The sequence below is a fragment of the Advenella incenata genome (assembly GCF_004217095.1).
Classification (GTDB): domain Bacteria; phylum Pseudomonadota; class Gammaproteobacteria; order Burkholderiales; family Burkholderiaceae_B; genus Advenella; species Advenella incenata.
On record NZ_SHKO01000001.1, the window covers coordinates 1,302,834 to 1,320,231 of the forward strand.

At 55.2% G+C, this 17,398-nt stretch carries 16 protein-coding genes; 9 read left to right on the forward strand and 7 right to left on the reverse strand.

What is annotated here, in order from left to right; genetic code table 11:
- Position 1: 1 nt before the first annotated feature.
- Together EV681_RS05880 and mpl are read right to left on the reverse strand one after the other, a co-directional pair.
- Entirely contained in the window at positions 2-583 is a 582-nt protein-coding gene (locus EV681_RS05880) for a YqiA/YcfP family alpha/beta fold hydrolase (protein ID WP_128395819.1), read from the reverse strand.
- Positions 580-1,968 carry a UDP-N-acetylmuramate:L-alanyl-gamma-D-glutamyl-meso-diaminopimelate ligase gene (gene mpl, locus EV681_RS05885; protein ID WP_130303502.1) on the reverse strand — a complete coding sequence of 463 codons (1,389 nt, stop codon included), beginning with the start codon at positions 1,966-1,968 and terminating at the stop codon, positions 580-582. The genes EV681_RS05880 and mpl overlap by 4 nt, the downstream gene beginning before the upstream one ends.
- 207 nt (positions 1,969-2,175) lie before the next feature.
- Between mpl and EV681_RS05890 the strand changes: the two genes are divergently transcribed.
- From EV681_RS05890 to EV681_RS05920, 7 genes are all read left to right on the forward strand, one after another.
- On the forward strand, positions 2,176-2,706 hold the full coding sequence (locus EV681_RS05890) for a TlpA family protein disulfide reductase (protein WP_130303503.1): 531 nt from the start codon (positions 2,176-2,178) through the stop codon (positions 2,704-2,706).
- 94 nt (positions 2,707-2,800) lie between these two features.
- Positions 2,801-3,265: a type II 3-dehydroquinate dehydratase gene (gene aroQ, locus EV681_RS05895; RefSeq protein WP_128395822.1), complete on the forward strand. Its 465-nt coding sequence runs from the start codon at positions 2,801-2,803 to the stop codon at positions 3,263-3,265.
- 26 nt (positions 3,266-3,291) lie between these two features.
- On the forward strand, positions 3,292-3,732 hold the full coding sequence (gene accB, locus EV681_RS05900; protein ID WP_128395823.1) for an acetyl-CoA carboxylase biotin carboxyl carrier protein: 441 nt from the start codon (positions 3,292-3,294) through the stop codon (positions 3,730-3,732).
- Between the two features lie 2 nt (positions 3,733-3,734).
- The gene (accC, locus tag EV681_RS05905) at positions 3,735-5,084 is read left to right on the forward strand and encodes an acetyl-CoA carboxylase biotin carboxylase subunit (RefSeq protein WP_128395824.1); all 1,350 of its coding nucleotides are present in this window, start codon (positions 3,735-3,737) and stop codon (positions 5,082-5,084) included.
- A gap of 58 nt (positions 5,085-5,142) precedes the next feature.
- Positions 5,143-6,060, forward strand: a complete 918-nt coding sequence (gene prmA, locus EV681_RS05910) for a 50S ribosomal protein L11 methyltransferase (protein ID WP_128395825.1) — start codon at positions 5,143-5,145, stop codon at positions 6,058-6,060.
- 9 nt (positions 6,061-6,069) lie between these two features.
- Positions 6,070-7,107, forward strand: coding sequence for a DUF3426 domain-containing protein (locus EV681_RS05915; RefSeq protein ID WP_128395826.1), 1,038 nt, complete (start codon positions 6,070-6,072; stop codon positions 7,105-7,107).
- A 10-nt stretch (positions 7,108-7,117) separates the two neighbouring features.
- Positions 7,118-8,068, forward strand: a complete 951-nt coding sequence (locus EV681_RS05920) for a carbohydrate kinase family protein (RefSeq protein ID WP_128395827.1) — start codon at positions 7,118-7,120, stop codon at positions 8,066-8,068.
- 59 nt (positions 8,069-8,127) lie between these two features.
- Here EV681_RS05920 and EV681_RS05925 read toward each other — a convergent pair whose 3' ends face one another.
- The 3 genes from EV681_RS05925 to gltX all read right to left on the reverse strand — a co-directional run bounded on the left by EV681_RS05925 (position 8,128) and on the right by gltX (position 11,823).
- Complete coding sequence (locus EV681_RS05925) at positions 8,128-8,676, reverse strand: YggT family protein (RefSeq protein ID WP_128395828.1); 549 nt, start codon at positions 8,674-8,676, stop codon at positions 8,128-8,130.
- Positions 8,677-8,876: 200 nt separating this feature from the next.
- Complete coding sequence (locus EV681_RS05930) at positions 8,877-9,653, reverse strand: histone H1-like DNA-binding protein (RefSeq protein WP_130303504.1); 777 nt, start codon at positions 9,651-9,653, stop codon at positions 8,877-8,879.
- Positions 9,654-10,407: 754 nt separating this feature from the next.
- Entirely contained in the window at positions 10,408-11,823 is a 1,416-nt protein-coding gene (gene gltX, locus EV681_RS05935) for a glutamate--tRNA ligase (RefSeq protein WP_128395830.1), read from the reverse strand.
- Between the two features lie 131 nt (positions 11,824-11,954).
- On the opposite strand from gltX, the gene EV681_RS05940 reads away from it, so the two are divergent.
- The gene (locus EV681_RS05940; protein ID WP_130303505.1) at positions 11,955-14,423 is read left to right on the forward strand and encodes a bifunctional acetate--CoA ligase family protein/GNAT family N-acetyltransferase; all 2,469 of its coding nucleotides are present in this window, start codon (positions 11,955-11,957) and stop codon (positions 14,421-14,423) included.
- Positions 14,424-14,688: 265 nt separating this feature from the next.
- Here the strand turns inward: EV681_RS05940 and EV681_RS05945 are convergent, their stop codons facing one another.
- A complete protein-coding gene (locus tag EV681_RS05945; RefSeq protein WP_165392954.1) occupies positions 14,689-15,384 on the reverse strand; it encodes an alpha/beta hydrolase in 696 nt (231 codons plus the stop codon).
- Complete coding sequence (gene yjgA / locus EV681_RS05950; RefSeq protein ID WP_128395833.1) at positions 15,381-15,920, reverse strand: ribosome biogenesis factor YjgA; 540 nt, start codon at positions 15,918-15,920, stop codon at positions 15,381-15,383. Before yjgA ends, EV681_RS05945 begins: the two co-directional genes overlap by 4 nt.
- A gap of 94 nt (positions 15,921-16,014) precedes the next feature.
- Here yjgA and pmbA point away from each other — a divergent pair, with 94 nt between their 5' ends.
- On the forward strand, positions 16,015-17,352 hold the full coding sequence (gene pmbA, locus EV681_RS05955; RefSeq protein ID WP_128395912.1) for a metalloprotease PmbA: 1,338 nt from the start codon (positions 16,015-16,017) through the stop codon (positions 17,350-17,352).
- Positions 17,353-17,398: the final 46 nt, after the last annotated feature.

A 17,398-nucleotide genomic window follows, 5' to 3' on the forward strand; every position in this document is an offset into this window, starting at 1 on the left:
CCTACTTGGAGGCGGTGAAATCGAGAATGGCAGGGAGATAGCGTTCAAACATGGAAAATGCGTGATCCCCTCCCTGTATCAGTGTGAGGCGTGCGCCATCGTAGCGGTGGGTCATTTCCTGCCAGTCCAGCACTTCATCGTCGGTGCAGGCCAGCAGATAATAGCGCTGCATGTCGGTCAGAACGGGCCGATACAGACTGGCCAGCGCCCGAATGGACGCAGCGGTAAATGAAAAAGACGCATCGCTGTGAAATTTTGTGGTATGACCCAGCTGGGTGGACAGGTCGCGTACTGCGTATATGGCCGGATTGATAAGGACTGCCTTGCAGTTTAATTCTTCCTTGAGCCAGGTGGCGTAGTAGCCGCCAAGCGATGAGCCGATCACTGTCAGGTCCCGCAAGTTCCCGGATGGGCACAATTGCTTTGCATGTGCCATGGCCAATGCAATGGCGGCATGCGGGTCATCCGGCAGATCGGGCGCAGCCAGTTCATGCGCGCGACCGGCAGCAGCCATCGCTTGCTGCAATTGCTGCGATTTGGCAGAAAGAGAAGACGAACGAAAGCCGTGCAGATAGAGAATCATGAGACCGTTTGCGTCGCCGTCTGTTGCAGCGCCTGCAGCAGTTTTTCGTGGATTCCGCCGAAACCGCCATTGCTCATGACCAGAATCACGTCATCGGGCTGTGCCTGCCTGCTGACGTCCTGAACCAGCAGATCCAGATCGTCGTAGCCCTGGGCAGGTACGGTGCTGTTGCCAAAAACCTCGTCCGGATCCCAGCCAAGCGCATGTTTACCGGTTTTTGCGCCGAAACAGTAAATTCGGTCGGCCAGGGCCAGGGCCTGTGGCAATCTTGCGGCCATCGTGCCCAGTTTCATAGTGTTGGAGCGGGGTTCGAGTACGGCAAGAATACGGCGCGACCCAACCTGCTTGCGCAAGCCATCCAGGGTCGTTTCAATGGCGGTGGGGTGATGGGCAAAATCGTCAAAAACCCGGATTCCATTGACGGTGCCACGCAGTTCCATACGGCGGCGGATGCCGGAAAATCGCGATAGCGCTGCAATGGCGGCGGTTACCGGTACATTTACATGGCTGGCAGCGGCAATGGCAGACAGCGCATTATTGGCATTGTGCGCGCCCGTGAGCGACCAGTCGACCAGTCCTTGAGGTTTGCCGTCATACAAGACGGTAAATCTGCTCATGTCGGCCTGATCCGCTTCGAAGGTCCAGCGCCCGCCGGGGCCGAATTGGTCCTGTTGTGACCAGCAACCACGCTGCATGACCCGCGCAAGCGCCTGATCCTGCGGCGGATAGATAATGCAGCCGCTTTGCGGTACGGTCCTGACCAAATGATGAAATTGCGTTTCGATGGCGGCAAGATCAGGGAAGATATCGGCGTGATCGTACTCAAGATTGTTCAGAATCGCCGTGCGGGCATGATAGTGCACAAATTTTGAACGCTTGTCGAAAAAAGCCGTATCGTATTCGTCGGCTTCAATGACAAAATAGCGTTGCGCCTGGTCGTAACGCGCTGAAATGCCCAAATTGGTGGCAATGCCCCCAATCAGAAAGTTCGGTTGCAGACCGGCATCCTGCAGGATCCAGGCCAGCATGGAGCTGGTGGTGGTTTTGCCATGCGTGCCAGCCACGGCAAGCACGTGCTGGTGCTGCAGGACATGATCTCCCAGCCATTGAGGGCCGGACACGTACGGCAGGCCCTGGTCAAGAATCGCTTCCATCAGGGGGTTGCCACGCGTGACGACGTTGCCGATCACAAAAAGATCGGGTTTAAGGCTGGTCTGGGCGGCATCGAACCCTTCGATCAGCTCGATACCCTGTTCCTGCAACTGTGTACTCATGGGAGGGTACACGCCGGTATCGCAGCCGGTGACCTGGTGCCCGGCCGCGCGCGCAATCAGGGCCAGACCGCCCATAAAAGTGCCGCAAATGCCCAAGATGTGTAAATGCATAAATTTCTCCTGAGCGGTATTTTAAGCGGAATCAGTCACATCGCGGCAATTGCATCGCTCAGTAGGTAGAATTAGCAATACGTATGTCATACAGTTGTCGTTACTGGATGCATTGTTCCCGTCACTGGAACCCACGGCTGGGCTCTGCTCTCGCCCGAGGAAGCTGTTATTTTCATACAACGTTTAAAACAAGACGAGTAATACAGGATGAATCGTAGACAGTTAGTTGGGGCAGGCGTGATCCTGCCCTTTATGTTAATGACCCGGCCGCTGTGGGCCAGGGCGAAACTGAATGAAGACGTATCGGTCGTAGATGAGGCGGCGCTCACTGAACTGCTGGGCCTGTCATTGCCCGATCTGGATGGCACGGCGGTGTCGCTGCGTGATGCGATCGATGGTCGACTGGCCATTATCAATTTCTGGGCCTCATGGTGCGCCCCCTGCGTCAGGGAGATGCCTGCATTGGACGCGCTGCATAAAAAACAGGAATCGGTCAATGTCGTAGGCATTGGGCTTGATACCGTCGCTAATATTGAAGCGTTTGCGCGTAAGACGCCGGTATCTTACCCGTTACTGACCGCAGGTGCGGGTAAAATCAGTTTAATGCGCAAGCTGGGCAATCCCAAGGGCGGGTTGCCATTTACGCTGGTGCTCGATAGCAAGGCCAGGCCGCTGGCCACGATCCTGGGTGAAATAGAGATGGATGGCCTGGCTGCATTTGCGCGCAGGCATGCCTGAGGCGGCGCCAGACTGGCGGATTGGTAGATTTTAATAGACAAAAGCATGAAATTGCCGTTAAATACGAGTTTATTTGCTTATAGACTGGCGCTCAATGACGCAAAAGGTACTGGTTCTTAATGGTCCTAATCTGAATCTGCTGGGTACGCGCGAACCGGATGTCTATGGTCGGCAGACACTGCAGGACATTCATGACGCATTAATGCTTGCCGCAAGCGAAGCCGGCGTGCAATGCGAATGTTTCCAGAGCAACCATGAAGGCGAGCTGGTCGAAAAGATCCAGTCTGCGCGTAACAATACCGCGTTCATCGTCATCAATGCTGCTGCGTACACGCATACCAGTGTCGCCTTGCGCGATGCCCTTGGCGCCGTCGCCATTCCGTTCATAGAGGTACATATTTCCAATGTACATCAGCGTGAATCTTTCCGGCATCACTCCTATCTGGCAGACAAGGCAGTCGGAGTCATCTGCGGGCTTGGCGCCGATGGATATATGGCCGCCTTGCAATACGCGATAAAGCATCATTTAAAACAGGCCCGGAAAACGGCGTCTGTCTGACAATCAACTCGAAGCATGGAATTAATATGGATCTCAGAAAACTGAAAACGTTAATAGATCTGGTTGCCGAATCTGGCATCGCAGAACTTGAAATCACCGAAGGTGAAGGCAAGGTCCGCATTGTCAAATTCTCCCAGACGCTGCAACCGGTAGCCCCGGCCCAGCCACAGGCGGCTCCTGTCGCTGCGGCAGCTCCCGCAGCTGCCGCGCCTGCGGCACCGGCCGCACCCACAGGCCACATTGTCAAGTCTCCCATGGTTGGCACTTTTTACCGTGCGCCCAACCCAAGTTCGCCACCCTTTGTTGAAGTGGGCGCCACGGTTGCCGAAGGCGATGCGCTGTGCATTATTGAAGCCATGAAACTGCTCAATGAAATCGAAGCGGACAAATCCGGTGTAATCCGGGAAATTCTGGTTGAGAATGGCGAACCCGTTGAGTTTGGCCAACCACTTTTCGTGATTGCGTGAGTATGTTTGAAAAAATCCTGATTGCAAACCGGGGTGAAATTGCCCTGCGTATCCAGCGCGCCTGCCGCGAATTGGGTATCAAAACGGTGGTCGTGCATTCTGAGGCCGACCGTGATGCCAAATATGTACGTCTGGCAGACGAGTCGGTATGTATCGGCCCAGCGCCGGCCCAGCAGAGCTATCTGCATATGCCGGCCATTATTTCTGCTGCAGAAGTCACCGATGCCGAGGCGATCCACCCGGGCTATGGTTTCCTGGCAGAAAATGCAGATTTCGCCGAACGCGTTGAGCGCTCCGGTTTTGTGTTCATTGGCCCTCGGCCAGAAACCATCCGCATCATGGGCGACAAGGTCAGCGCCAAGCAGGCCATGATCGCTGCCGGCGTGCCGGTAGTGCCTGGCTCCGAAGGCGCATTGCCCGACGATCCTGCAGTCCTGTTGGAAACGGCCCGCCAGGTGGGCTATCCGGTCATCATCAAGGCGGCTGGCGGCGGTGGCGGGCGCGGCATGCGCGTGGTCCACACCGAAGCTGCCCTGGTGAGCGCCGTGAATCTGACCAAGGCAGAAGCGCAGGCAGCATTCAATAATCCCGAAGTGTACATGGAAAAGTATCTTGAAAATCCACGGCACGTCGAGATCCAGATCCTTGCCGACGGCAAAAAAGACGCGGTCTGGCTGGGTGAACGCGATTGCTCTATGCAGCGTCGCCACCAGAAAGTGATTGAAGAGGCGCCGGCGCCTGGTATTCCGCGCAAGCTGATCGAACGCATTGGCGAGCGCTGCGCCGAAGCCTGCCGCAAAATGGGTTATCGCGGTGCGGGCACTTTCGAGTTTCTGTACGAAAACGACGAATTCTATTTCATTGAAATGAATACCCGGATTCAGGTTGAGCACACCGTGACCGAATGCATAACCGGCATCGACCTGGTACAGCAGCAGATCTTTATTGCTGCGGGTGAGCCGTTCAAACTGCGCCAGCGTGACATTACCTTTAAAGGGCATGCCATCGAGTGCCGTATTAATGCTGAAGATCCCTATACCTTCATGCCATCGCCCGGCTTGATCACCAACTGGCACGTGCCCGGCGGACCAGGCATTCGCATCGATTCACACGTGTTCAATGGCTATCGGGTGCCCCCCAACTATGATTCCATGATCGCCAAGCTCATTACTTTCGGGGACACGCGTGCGCAGGCTATCGCCCGCATGAACCTGGCCCTGTCTGAAATGGTGGTGGAAGGGATTCAAACCAACATCGCACTGCATCGTGAACTCATGACCGATGCACGTTTTGTCGAGGGTGGAACCAGTATCCATTATCTGGAACACAAACTCGAACAACGAGCAAAATAATCGAGTCAGCAGAAAAGGTCTTCGGACCTTTTTTTGCAATGACGCAAAAGGATAGGCCATGCGGGAACTTGTTTTATCATGCTCGGAAGACCGGGCCGAAGCGTTGTCGGACGTATTGCTCGAACTCGGCGTGCTGTCTGTGTCCGTAGAGGACGCCGATTCAGGCACGGAGCGCGAAATGCCGCTTTTTGGAGAGCCCGGCGGAGAGCCGGATGTTCAGGCCTGGCATCACAATCGTGTTGTCGCGCTGCTGCCGGACGACATCGTGCCCGAAGCTTTGCTGCAAGCGCTTAAACAGCAGAGTGGTGAAGACTATGCTGCCTCGGCTATGTTGCGTGAGGTTGCCGACACCGATTGGGTGAGGCTGACGCAATCGCAGTTTGCACCCATCAGTATTACCGATCAGATCTGGATCGTGCCCAGCTGGCACCGTGAAAATCCTGAGGTGCCCAGCGCCGACGGGCAAGGCAATCCCATCCTGATCGAGCTGGATCCGGGTCTGGCCTTTGGTACCGGCAGTCATCCAACTACCCATTTATGCGCGCAGTGGCTCGCGGCCAATTTGCAGCAACAGCAAACGGTCCTCGATTACGGTTGTGGTTCCGGTATTCTTGCCATCATTGCCGCCAAACTCGGCGCCCGTGAGGTTGTTGGTGTCGATATCGATGAACAGGCCGTGCAGTCTACTGAGTACAATGCACAGAACAACGGAGTGCAGGTCACGGCATGCCTGCCCGATGGACTGCAGGCCGGTACCTTTGATGTCGTGGTGGCCAATATTCTGTCAAATCCATTGAAAGTGCTTGCCCCCATGTTGTGCGCTCGTGTGGCGCCGGCTGGCCGGCTTATCCTGTCGGGAGTCCTGGAGCGTCAGGCGCAAGAGGTCGCCGCTGCCTATGCGCCATGGATCGACATGTCGGTATGGCGCAGCCATGAGGGATGGGTATGCCTGGCTGGTACCCGCAAGCAGACCTGAGAGACTTGTATGAAAACGCGTTGTCCAGATTGCAGTACCAGCTTTGATGTGACACCGGCGCAGTTGAATGTGCGTAACGGCAAGGTGCGTTGCGGCGTTTGCTCCACCGTTTTCAATGCCTTCGATCACGCCGTGCAAGAAGAGCCCGATTTTCCGGTATTGCGCTCTGTTAAGGAGGATGACGATGCATTCTCTATCCGCCCCGAGTCAGGTTCGGTAAACCATGATGCTGCACGCGCCGGCGATCATCAGGGGCATTCCTCGGTCTCGAGGGGGCGATATCCTGAAGATGCAGCAGATTCACGCATGAGTCAGGCGATTGAGCCGACGCTGGACGATGAGGATGACGAAGATCACGGGCCGGCGCCGCGAACAGGCCGGGCGCAGGACGCAGACCGGGGTGCCGGCGAGCGTTTTGTGGTGGGCGCGCCAAGCCTGTCGGGCAGTGGCGCGTATTATCAGAACCAGCGGGGCGCATCGTCCCAGGTTCATGTGGAAGGCCAGTATCGCCGGCGCGTCCAGCGCGACACCGAGTACGATGATCCCGAGCACAGTAGTGGTAGTGGCCTGATCTGGTTTCTTGCCGTCTTGTTTGCCCTGATTGTTCTGTTCGCCCAGGGCGCTATCGTGTTTCGCAACCAAATTGTCAATGTGGCGCCAACCTTGCGGCCCAAACTCGTACAGTTGTGCAGTTTTGTCGGGTGTCAGGTCGGCTATACGCGCTCCGTACGCCACCTGGCCATCCTGAAGCCCGCTTTGCGCCAGGTGAACACGCCGCCGGCAACGCCCGAGACCCGGGCATTCAGCCTGCACGCCGTCATCAAAAATAACGATACGATCGCCCAGCCGTTGCCATCGCTGGTACTCAGTCTGAAGGATGCATCGGAATCCGTTTCTGCCCGACGCATCATCAAACCGCAAGAGTATTTGTTGCCCGAAGCGCAAAAGCGCGCATTCCAGCCAAATGACGAGATCGCCATTAATTTGCCGGTGCAGGTCAGTCGCACTGAGGTAGCCGGTTTCGAATTGAGTTTGTTTTATCCCTGAAGGTTTTTCAATGAATAATGCAGTTCTTATTTGCGGTTCGGTGGCCTTTGACACCATCACGACCTTCGAAGGTCATTTTAAGGATCATATCCTGCCGGACAATATCAAGTCATTGAGTGTGTCCTTCTTTGTACCCACTATGCGCAAGGAATTTGGCGGCTGCGCGGGCAATATTGCCTACAACCTCAGGCTGCTGGGTGGCAATCCGGTGCCTGTGGCCACTGTGGGGCCTGATGCAAGCGACTATCTGGCGCGCATGAGCAGCCAGGGCATTGATACCCGTCTGGTGCGTGTGCTGGACGATATGTTCACGCCGCAATGCCATATCACTACCGATCTGGATGGTAATCAGATCGCAGCTTTCCACCCGGGTGCCATGACGCGCTCCACTGAAAACGATGTAAGCGGCGAGTCTGCGGCCTGGGGCATTGTTGCTCCGGACGCCAAGGACGGGATGTTCAAGCATGCCCGCGCCATGCATGCCGCAAAGATTCCGTTTATTTTCGACCTGGGCCAGGCCATGCCCTTGTTTGATCGGCAGGATCTGGAAGACATGCATGCATTGGCAGATGTCTGGACCTTCAACGACTACGAGGCTTCGGTGGTTGAGCAGCGCATGGAAAAGTCTATCGACAAGCTGGCTGAAGGGTTGCGGGCCATTGTTGTGACGCGCGGCGCCGAAGGGGCGACGCTGTACGAAAACGGCAGTCAGCGAGCCATCGCGCCTTGCAAGGCTGTTGCCGTGAATGATCCCACCGGATGTGGCGACGCGCATCGGGGCGGTTTGCTCTATGGGCTGACGCAGGGCTGGTCATTTGAAGACGCCTGCAAACTGGGCGGCATTATGGGTGCTATCAAAATTGCCTCGCAGGGGCCGCAAAATCATAGTCCTTCACGGGAAGAAATTTCAGGTCTGCTGGATGCGGCCTATGGCCTGCAACTGCCGGTGAATGCGGACTGATAAAAAAATGCCAGCCCAATCTAACCGGGCTGGCAGTACCAATATTGGCCGGGTGAGGCTTAAAAAGGCATCAGGCTGGCCAGCGCGATTTGCAATACTTGCAAGATAAGAATCAGCACCAGCGGTGAAAAATCGATCATTCCCGTGCGGGGCATAAAGCGGCGGATGGGATCGAGCAGCGGGGCCAGCAGTGTATTGAGCACTGGCATTACCGGCTGCATGGGGTTTATCCAGGACAGGATTGCCTGAAAAATACATACCCAGGTGGCCAGGCTTAGCGCCCACTTGACCGTCATCAGCAAAGCAACAACCGGCAGGCGCAGTAACAGGCCGTCTGCAAATCCAAAACCACTCACCGACATCATCAGCAGCAATTCGACTGCCGCGCAAATAAACGCCATCAGTAAAGAGGCGCTATCGATCTTGTTTCCCGTTGGCAGGATCGTGCGCAAGGGGACGACAGCCCAATCGGTGATGGTATTGATCAGACGCGCGTACTGGGTGAATGGATGGATCCGCACCCAGTACATCCAGGCTCTGAGCAGGAATACGGAAATCAATAGTGAAAATACTGTTGAGATCAGAAATGTGAGTATGGAAGAGATCATGATTTACGGGCCCGACAAAATAAAAAACCGCCCAACCAAAGGCCGGACGGCTTGATCAATACTGCTGCGGCCCGCTTCGGTCAAAAAATTGGAGCTTGATCGAAGCGGCAAGGCAGGGGGTCACTGGGACTCCCTGCATTCCGGATATCTACGAGCTGTCCGAGAGGGCAACATCATTATAACCGGAGTGATGCCGCGTCTTAAGGACGACCACCCGTTGGGAATGGCCATGCTGCAGACGTATTGCTTGCGGTTTTTGCATCATCGGCTGACACAGTTTCTGCTACTGGCGCAGCCGGCGCTTTTTTCACGACTGGCTTTTTGGCAGCAGGTGCCTTCCTAGCGACCGGCTTTTTTGCAGGTGCCTTTTTCGCTACCGTCTTGGCAGGCGCCTTTTTGGCAACGGCTTTTTTAACCGGTGCTTTTTTGGCCACTGCTTTTTTAGCGACGGCTTTCTTGGCTGGTGCTTTTTTAGCTACGGCCTTTTTGGCAACAGCTTTCTTGGCTGGTGCTTTTTTGGCGACAACTTTTTTAGCAACGGCTTTCTTGGCTGGTGCTTTTTTAGCTACGGCCTTTTTAGCAACGGCTTTCTTGGCAGGCGCTTTTTTGGCGACAGCTTTTTTAGCCACTGCTTTCTTGGCAACAGCTTTCTTGGCTGGTGCTTTTTTAGCTACGGCCTTTTTGGCAACAGCTTTCTTGGCTGGTGCTTTTTTGGCGACGGCCTTTTTGGCAACAGCTTTTTTGGCTGGCGCTTTTTTAGCGACTGTCTTTTTAGCTACGGCTTTCTTGGCAACTGCCTTTTTGGCTGGTGCTTTTTTGGCAACTGTTTTTTTGGCCACTGCTTTTTTAGCAACGACTTTTTTGGCAGGTGTTTTCTTCACAACTGCTTTCTTGGCAGGGGCCTTTTTGGCAACTGCTTTCTTGGCTGCAGGTTTGGCTGCAGCTTTCTTTACAGCTTTCTTGGCGGTAGTAGCCATGATATTGCTCCTTAGAAAGGGTCCTAATCACAAATTAAAAATACATCTACGTAGATATAATTCAAGACAAGCAACGAAAGAGCTTGGCTTAACTACCATTTGATATGTTCCCCACGCTGTGTGCGAAACATCTCAAATGGATCTGATGAAATGAATTCAAATTCCATCATAAGCGTAAGGGTAACGCATAACGTCGTATAACGAAAGAATTTCTTATTGATATTATTGGCTTAACTCAATTTATTGAGCTCTCAGGACGGTTGATCGGGTGTTTTGTATTCATCTGAAATTTTCATCTTGAGCATGCGCGGTGATTTTTCAAATTGCAGATCTCGATTTCAACTGTGTTCTTTAATCGCAATAGCAAGTGCATGATCGGCTCGTATCAGGTGGCGCATCGTCTTCATCCGGTTTGTTGAAAACCCATGCCGGATTTCGCAAAGCCAGTGTTTGCAACGCTTTGCGGCATGCGTGTAAATTTTCAAAACGCATTGCGTGTGAACAGGCGGTGCGTTTACGGTATTCAGGTCTAATCGATTATCCGACTTCGGACAGGTTCATGCGAATGTCTGAACGCTTGCCACAGAAGGACTTGGCTAAAACAGCAAAAGCATCTGCTTATGTGTTGTGAGAGGTTTTGTTAAAAACCAACATTTTCGCAACAAGATGCGCGTTCAAAAGAAAAAAACGCTGCGAATGAGGCAGCGTTTTTTTCTTTCGGCATCACATCAATCAGCCAGGTTTGCAGCGAACGTTAAACTTTATCGAGCCGTTGCAGAACGATATCGCGACCCAGAATGGACAGCACGGCATCGATGGCGGGCGTCTGTTTTTGGCCTGTGACGGCAACTCGCAATGGGATACCAAGTTGCGGCATTTTCAAGCTGTTGTCGGCCAGAAACTGTTTGACCAGTGCGGCCAGTGCAGGCACATCCCATGAATCTATCGCGGCAGCTGCGGCTGCGAATTTCTTCAGCGTTGCGCGTGCCTCTTCGGTCAACACGGTAGCGGCAAGCTGTGGATCTGCCGGCTGATATGGGGCGCAAAAGAGCATTGCGTTATCGGCCAGTTGTTCAAGTGTTTCTGCCCGATCACGGAACAAATTCAAAATGGCGACCAGATCCAGGCCTGCAGTGTTGCCGCCGCGTGCGGCAATGCGCGGCGCAACATGGGCGACCAATGCGTCGTCGTTCAGTTCTCTGATGTAGTGCGCGTTTACCCAATTGAGTTTTTTGGGGTCCCATTGCGCGGCAGACTTGGACAGATTACGCGTGTCGAACCACTGCACGAACTGATCGCGAGTGAACAGTTCCTGGTCGCCATGGCTCCATCCCAGTCGGGCCAGATAGTTGATCATGGCCTCGGGAAGATAGCCCTGCGTATCATAGTCCATGACACTGACCGCGCCGTGGCGCTTGGACAGTTTCTGGCCATCGGGCCCCAGAATCATCGGCAGATGCCCATACTCCGGTACCGTTGCGCCCAGCGCTTTCAGAATATTGATCTGGCGGGGGGTGTTATTGACATGGTCGTCTCCGCGGATCACATGAGTGATTTGCATATCGTGATCGTCTACCACCACACAGAAGTTGTAGGTAGGCGTGCCATCCGGGCGGGCAATAATCAGATCGTCAAGCTCGGCATTATCGATTGAAATGGGGCCTTTGAGCATATCGTTCCAGGTCACCGCGCCTTCTTGTGGATTGCGGAACCTGACAACCGGCTTGCGTCCTTCCGGCACCGGCGGCAGCGTTTTGCCAGGCTCAGGTCGCCAGGTGCCATCATATTTTGGCTTGCGCCCCTGCGCCTTGGCTGTTTCGCGCATCTGCTCCACTTCTTCCGGGCTGCTGTAGCAGTAGTAGGCCGTACCTGCTTGCAGCATGGACGCCAGCACCTGCTTATAGCGATCGATTCGCTGCATCTGATAGAAGGGGCCTTCGTCTGCATCCAGTGACAGCCATTTCATGCCGTCCAGAATGGCCTGTACCGCTTCCGGTGTAGAGCGCTGCACGTCGGTATCTTCGACACGCAGCACGAATGTGCCGTTGTGATGGCGGGCAAAGGCCCAGGAAAACAGGGCGGTGCGTGCACCTCCCAGGTGAAGATAGCCGGTAGGAGAGGGGGCGAACCGGGTGCGAACTGCTGTCGGGGCAGATTGGGACGTATTCATTGTGATTGCTCGGCAATTGGATAAATCAGAAGAGAGTCAGTTTAAAATGTTATGAATGACCAGAGCAAACGAATCAGCTGTTTATATAAAAAGATCTGGCCCGTTCAAATCATTCAACCCCAAGAGGATGTATGTTGCGTCACCGACTCGCGGCATTTTTTGAACCACGCTCGCTATGTGTCATCGCCGACACCGAGCTTGCCATTTTCACGCAGGTTCCCGCCTACCTGAAGGCAGCCACCGATCTGCTGTCGCTGCCTGAAGACTTGACGTTGGCACAGCAGCAACTGCGGCATTGGACAATGACGCCCGGCCGAGATCTTGCTGTGATATGTGTCCGGTCCGGACTGTTGGCAGCCGTTTTGCAGCAAATGGCGGTGGCGCCGCCGCGCGCCGTTCTGTTGTTGCCCGGCCAGGTGGTTGACCAGGCACCGCAAAATACCCGCGATCTGGTCCAGGATTGGTGCAGGGACCATGGGGTCATGCTGCTGGGGCCGCGCGCCTTTGGTATTTATCGCCCGCATCTGAATCTGAACCTGAGTCTGGCGCAAATGCAGCCACGTGCAGGCCGGATTGCCGTGATATCGCAATCGCGAATGCTGTTGCGTTCGATTATCGACTGGGCTGAAGACGTCGACCTGGGATTGTCTGCTGCCGTATCGCTGGGAGAAGTGACCGATGTCGATCTGCCTGAGCTGGTCGAGTATCTGGCTACCGATGCGCGCACCGACAGTATCGCGTTGTACCTGGACAAACTCACCTCGGGCAGGGAACTGATCAGCGCTTTGCGCGCCGCATCCAGTGTGAAGCCAGTGATTGTATTGCGTGCCGGTCGAGCAGATCCGGAACTGTCCGGCAGCGATGTGGTGCTCGATGCCGCGCTCAGGCGCGCAGGCGCGATTCGCGTGAATTATTTCGTTGAGCTGTTTGCAGCAATCAAGGCCATGTCGTATGCCAGAAGACCGCGCGGCGGCAAAATTGCCATGCTTGCCAATGGTCGCGCTTCGGCGCAATTGGTGCAGGATGCCATTCCTGCCGACAGTTCCATGTCGATGGCCCCGCTCACGCAGAGTACGGTCAAGTGCCTGAGTGAAATCTTTGGCGTCAGTACGCTGGTTGATAATCCGGTCATTCCGTATGTGCCCCTGACGCCCGAAGCCCTGATCGATGGCTTGCAGTGCCTGATCGCTGATAGCCAGGTCGATGCCGTCATGGTCATTCTGGCGCCAGACGAATTCTGCGATATGCAGCAAGTGGTCAAGGCGCTGGCGGCATTTGCACCTGGCGCGAAGAAGCCGATCGTGACCTGCCTGCTGGGCGAAGCCAAAATGCGCCCTCTGCGCCGGTTGCTTGATCAGGCGGGCATGCCTGCCTTTCGCACGCCCGAAACGGCGCTCAGTGCCGTTTTGTCGCTTACTTCTTACCACTATAATCAGCAACTGTTGCAGCAAACCCGTTATGTGCATTCCGGGCAGCGGCCGGCTGAACTTGAGCAGGCGCGCGCGATTCTGGAGACGGCCAGTAGTGCTGCTGCGAGCGAGCTTACCCGTGAGCAATGCATTGGGCTGGTCAACTGTTTTCATGCGGACGTACGCTGGGACCGTGACGAAGATGATGAGCGCTTCAGTACGCTGGATGACGTTCCGTCTGTCATGATCCGTGTCAGTCGCGATCCGATTTTCGGGCCGTGGATCTGGTTCGGGGAGGGCGGGCATCTGGTTCGCTTTTCGGCCTCGGATCGGGGGGTGGACCTGCCGCCGCTGAACCTGAATTTGGCCGGCAAGCTGATCGAGCGCAGCCGGGTCTGGCGCCAGGAACTGCAGTCTTATGTCGAACCGCAAATCCTGCGCAAGTTGCAGGGGCTGCTGGAGACCATCAGCGAAATGGTTAGCGAGCTGCCCGCCATTGAGTCAATGCAGTTGGATCCGATCATCCTTGGCTATCGGGACCTGCATGTTCGCGAAATCCGCATCCGGCTGGCCAAGTCGCTGCCTGCGCAGATCCCGCAGAAAACCGGCTTCAGTCATATGGCGATATATCCTTATCCAACGCACTTGGTTCAGGATCGTGTTTTTGCAGACGGCTCGCCCTGGGTGTTGCGACCTATTCGTCCCGAAGATGCTGATGCATTGCAGGAGTTCATCCGCGGGCTTTCTGAAAGATCACGCTATATGCGTTTTGTGTCCATGATGCGTGAACTCACCCCCAAGATGCTCACTCGCTACACGTATGTGGACTATCATCGCGAACTCGCCCTGGTGGCTACTACGCAAATACCGAATCCCGCCAACCGCGGTTTACCGCAAGAGATCATTATCGGCCTGGCGCATTACCTGCGTAATGCCGATGGTGTAGGTGCGGAATATGCCCTGGTCATTAGCGACCAATGGCAAAAACGCGGTCTTGGAAGCAGCCTGATGCAAGCGCTTATCTTGGCTGCCCGTCAGCAGCAACTGAGCTATCTTGAGGGTGTGGTGCTCTCGAGCAATCGACCCATGTTGCATCTGATGACGTCTCTGGGCTTTATCAACGAAGAAGATGCGGAAGATCCGTCGATGCGCCGGGTCTGGTTGCCGCTGACCATGGCGGAACAAGCCTGACTCCAGCCTGGGGGCAAGTTGGTATGTTGATATCGGTGGCAGACACAGGCCGCAGGCTCGCCGGGCCCTGAACGGGACGGGCAACTATTGCCGGCGGTAGCCATTGGCGACGTCGGTCATGACAATTGAAATGACAGCGGAGTTGGGCAATGGATGTGCCGCTATATATATTGCCAATTTGTATTGTCAATTGCCGTCAATGATATTTATTGACGGCAATTTTTTTTCCTGCAGGAAAATACGCGGCAGCCCGAGGTAAAAAATATTATTGCGTGATTTTTTGCAGAAAGGCCGAGATATCGTTGATCTCATCCAGATTGACCGAGTGCGCCATGGGGTATGTACGCCATTCGGTATTGCTGTAATTGTTTGCCAGCAGCCACTCGCGTGTTTGCTGGGCGAAACTGATATCGACGACCGGATCATAGGTGCCATGCGCGATGAAAATCGGCATGTCCAGATGTGCAGTGTTATGTTCAGCAACGGTTTTGTCCGCCATGGGCAGATAGCCCGACAGACAGATCAGGCCGGCCAGTTTCTTTTCCGAGCGCAGGCCGGTTTGATAGGCCATCGCGCAGCCTTGGGAAAAACCGGCAAGAATAATGTTTTCAGTTGGCACGCCGCGTTCGTTTTCCCGTCTGATCAACGCTTCAATGGCGGCCTGTGACGTGCGCAGGCCGGATTCGTCGACATCACGACTGACATTGCTCAGCGCGATGATGTCATACCAGGCACGCATCGGCATCTGGTTGTTGATGGTGACGGGGCGCACCGGCGCGTTCGGAAACACAAAACGGATGCGTTTGTCGGCGGGCAGGCGCAGTTCAGGGATGACCGGCACAAAATCATTGGCATCGGCGCCCAGCCCATGCATCCAGATAACAGAATGAGTGGGCGCAGCTGTCTTGTCGCTGCCGTGTTCAATTTGCACGCAGTCCAGTAATTCTTCCATTTGATTCATTCCTTGGTCAGCAACAGCTTGATGGCCTGAAAAAGGGCCCGATAGTGTTTGCGCTGCTGTTCGTGCCCGGCTGGCAGCGCTGCATTCTGCTCGCGTTCGCGGCGTGCGCCGCGAATCAGGGTGCGCAGGGCTTGCGCATCGGCTTGAGGATAGTCATTGAGCAGGCGAGTCAGGGCCTCGTCTTCGTCAATTAAACGATCGCGCAGCGTTTCCATGCGGTGCATGTTTGCGGTCTGTTCACGCGAGCCGTGTTCCCATTCGTCCATTTTTTTTGCAATGGCTGCAGTATCGGCGGTGCGCAGCAACTTGCCAACATAATGAATCTGCCTGCGCCGGCCTTCACGCCCGGTGGTTTTTTGCGCCATGCGAACGGCTTCAAGCGTTTTTTCGTCCAGATCCAATTGCTTGACTTTTTCCATTGGCAACTCTACCACTTGCTTGCCCAGTTCCAGTATGGCAAGCAATTCGCGCTTTACCTGGGATTTGCTGGGACGGTCATAAAGCGGTCCGTCATCGCTCTGATCTGCATTCTGCATACATCGCTGTCAATAAAATGGTTAATATGTCAGTATGATAACCGCCTAACGTGAAGCCGTCATAATGAATTCCCGATTGAAACCGAAAACCTCCATGCCCCATACCCAACCCGACTTTGAAGAACTTGTTCAACTGGCGCTGTCTCATGCCAAGAAACAGGGCGCCAGCGATGCCGCTGCCGAAGTGTCCGAATCAGGCGGTTTGTCTGTCTCGGTGCGCAAGGGCAATATTGAAACCGTTGAAAAAACACAGGACCGCTCGCTGGGCGTGACCGTCTACGCCGGCAACGCGCGTGGGTCGGCGTCGACCTCTGACCTGTCGGCCGCCGCGATCCGCGAAACGGTCCAGGCTGCCTGGAATATCGCCAAGTACACGGCAAACGACGAAGCCGCCGGCCTGCCCGACGAAGCAGATCTGGCTGTCGAGCAGCCCGATCTGGAGTTGCACCGCCCCTGGAATATTTCATCTGAAGAGGCGGCCGAGCTGGCTATCGAGGCCGAAGCCGCTGCGCTGGACTATAGCAAGCAGATTACCAATTCGGAAGGCGCAGGAGTCGACACCTATCAGGGGCGGTTCGTGCTGGCCAACTCGCGCGGCTTCATGGGGGGGTATCCATACTCTCGCCACGGCATGTCGGTGACGGCCATTGCCGGTAAAGGCAACAATATGCACCGCGACTATTGGTATACCTCTGATCGCTACCCCGAGAGGCTGGCCAAAGGTACCGATGTCGGGACGTACGCCGCGCAACGGGCCCTGTCACGGCTGTCGGCGCGCCGTATCGGCACCGGCAAATATCCGGTCCTGTTCGAGGCGCCGCTCGCACTGGGCCTGCTGGGGGCACTGACGCAGGCCATCAGCGGCGGGGCGCTGTATCGTAAATCCACGTTTCTGCTCGATTCGCTGGGCAAGCAGGTGATGGCCGACCATCTGCAGATCAGTGAAAATCCCTTCATCAAAGGTGCGCTGGGCAGTTCTGCCTTCGATGACGAAGGCGTTCAGACGCGCGCGCGCCAGTTGCTGACCGATGGCATACTCAATGGCTACCTGCTGTCAACCTATACGGCACGTAAACTGGGCATGCGCACCACCGGTAACGCCGGTGGGTCGCACAACCTGCTGCTGAGCTCTTCGCTGACCCGTCGCACAGATGATCTGCCGGCCATGCTCAAAAAAATGGGTACTGGCATCCTGGTCACCGAGCTGATTGGCCAGGGGGTGAACTATGTCACTGGTGACTATTCCCGGGGCGCTTTCGGCTACTGGGTGGAAAATGGCGAAATCCAGCATGCGATCACCGAATTTACGATTGCCGGCAATCTCAGGGATATATTCCTGAACATTGTCGGTGTCGGTAGCGATGTGATCACACGGGGTTCGAAAACCACAGGTTCGATCCTGATTGATTCAATGGCGATTGCCGGGCAGTAATCCGACCACAGGGAAAGTACTTAATCCGCTGTAACGCGCTATGTAA

What these genes read in the sequence shown, in the direction of transcription:
- EV681_RS05880 (WP_128395819.1), bottom strand. Translation starts at nt 583, where the DNA reads ATGATTCTCTATCTGCACGGCTTTCGTTCGTCTTCTCTTTCTGCCAAA.
- EV681_RS05915 (WP_128395826.1), top strand. Translation starts at nt 6,070, where the DNA reads ATGAAAACGCGTTGTCCAGATTGCAGTACCAGCTTTGATGTGACACCG.
- pmbA (WP_128395912.1), top strand. Translation starts at nt 16,015, where the DNA reads ATGCCCCATACCCAACCCGACTTTGAAGAACTTGTTCAACTGGCGCTG.
- EV681_RS05945 (WP_165392954.1), bottom strand. Translation starts at nt 15,384, where the DNA reads ATGAATCAAATGGAAGAATTACTGGACTGCGTGCAAATTGAACACGGC.
- EV681_RS05920 (WP_128395827.1), top strand. Translation starts at nt 7,118, where the DNA reads ATGAATAATGCAGTTCTTATTTGCGGTTCGGTGGCCTTTGACACCATC.
- yjgA (WP_128395833.1), bottom strand. Translation starts at nt 15,920, where the DNA reads ATGCAGAATGCAGATCAGAGCGATGACGGACCGCTTTATGACCGTCCC.
- EV681_RS05940 (WP_130303505.1), top strand. Translation starts at nt 11,955, where the DNA reads ATGTTGCGTCACCGACTCGCGGCATTTTTTGAACCACGCTCGCTATGT.
- prmA (WP_128395825.1), top strand. Translation starts at nt 5,143, where the DNA reads ATGCGGGAACTTGTTTTATCATGCTCGGAAGACCGGGCCGAAGCGTTG.
- mpl (WP_130303502.1), bottom strand. Translation starts at nt 1,968, where the DNA reads ATGCATTTACACATCTTGGGCATTTGCGGCACTTTTATGGGCGGTCTG.
- EV681_RS05925 (WP_128395828.1), bottom strand. Translation starts at nt 8,676, where the DNA reads ATGATCTCTTCCATACTCACATTTCTGATCTCAACAGTATTTTCACTA.
- accC (WP_128395824.1), top strand. Translation starts at nt 3,735, where the DNA reads ATGTTTGAAAAAATCCTGATTGCAAACCGGGGTGAAATTGCCCTGCGT.
- aroQ (WP_128395822.1), top strand. Translation starts at nt 2,801, where the DNA reads ATGACGCAAAAGGTACTGGTTCTTAATGGTCCTAATCTGAATCTGCTG.
- accB (WP_128395823.1), top strand. Translation starts at nt 3,292, where the DNA reads ATGGATCTCAGAAAACTGAAAACGTTAATAGATCTGGTTGCCGAATCT.
- gltX (WP_128395830.1), bottom strand. Translation starts at nt 11,823, where the DNA reads ATGAATACGTCCCAATCTGCCCCGACAGCAGTTCGCACCCGGTTCGCC.
- EV681_RS05890 (WP_130303503.1), top strand. Translation starts at nt 2,176, where the DNA reads ATGAATCGTAGACAGTTAGTTGGGGCAGGCGTGATCCTGCCCTTTATG.
- EV681_RS05930 (WP_130303504.1), bottom strand. Translation starts at nt 9,653, where the DNA reads ATGGCTACTACCGCCAAGAAAGCTGTAAAGAAAGCTGCAGCCAAACCT.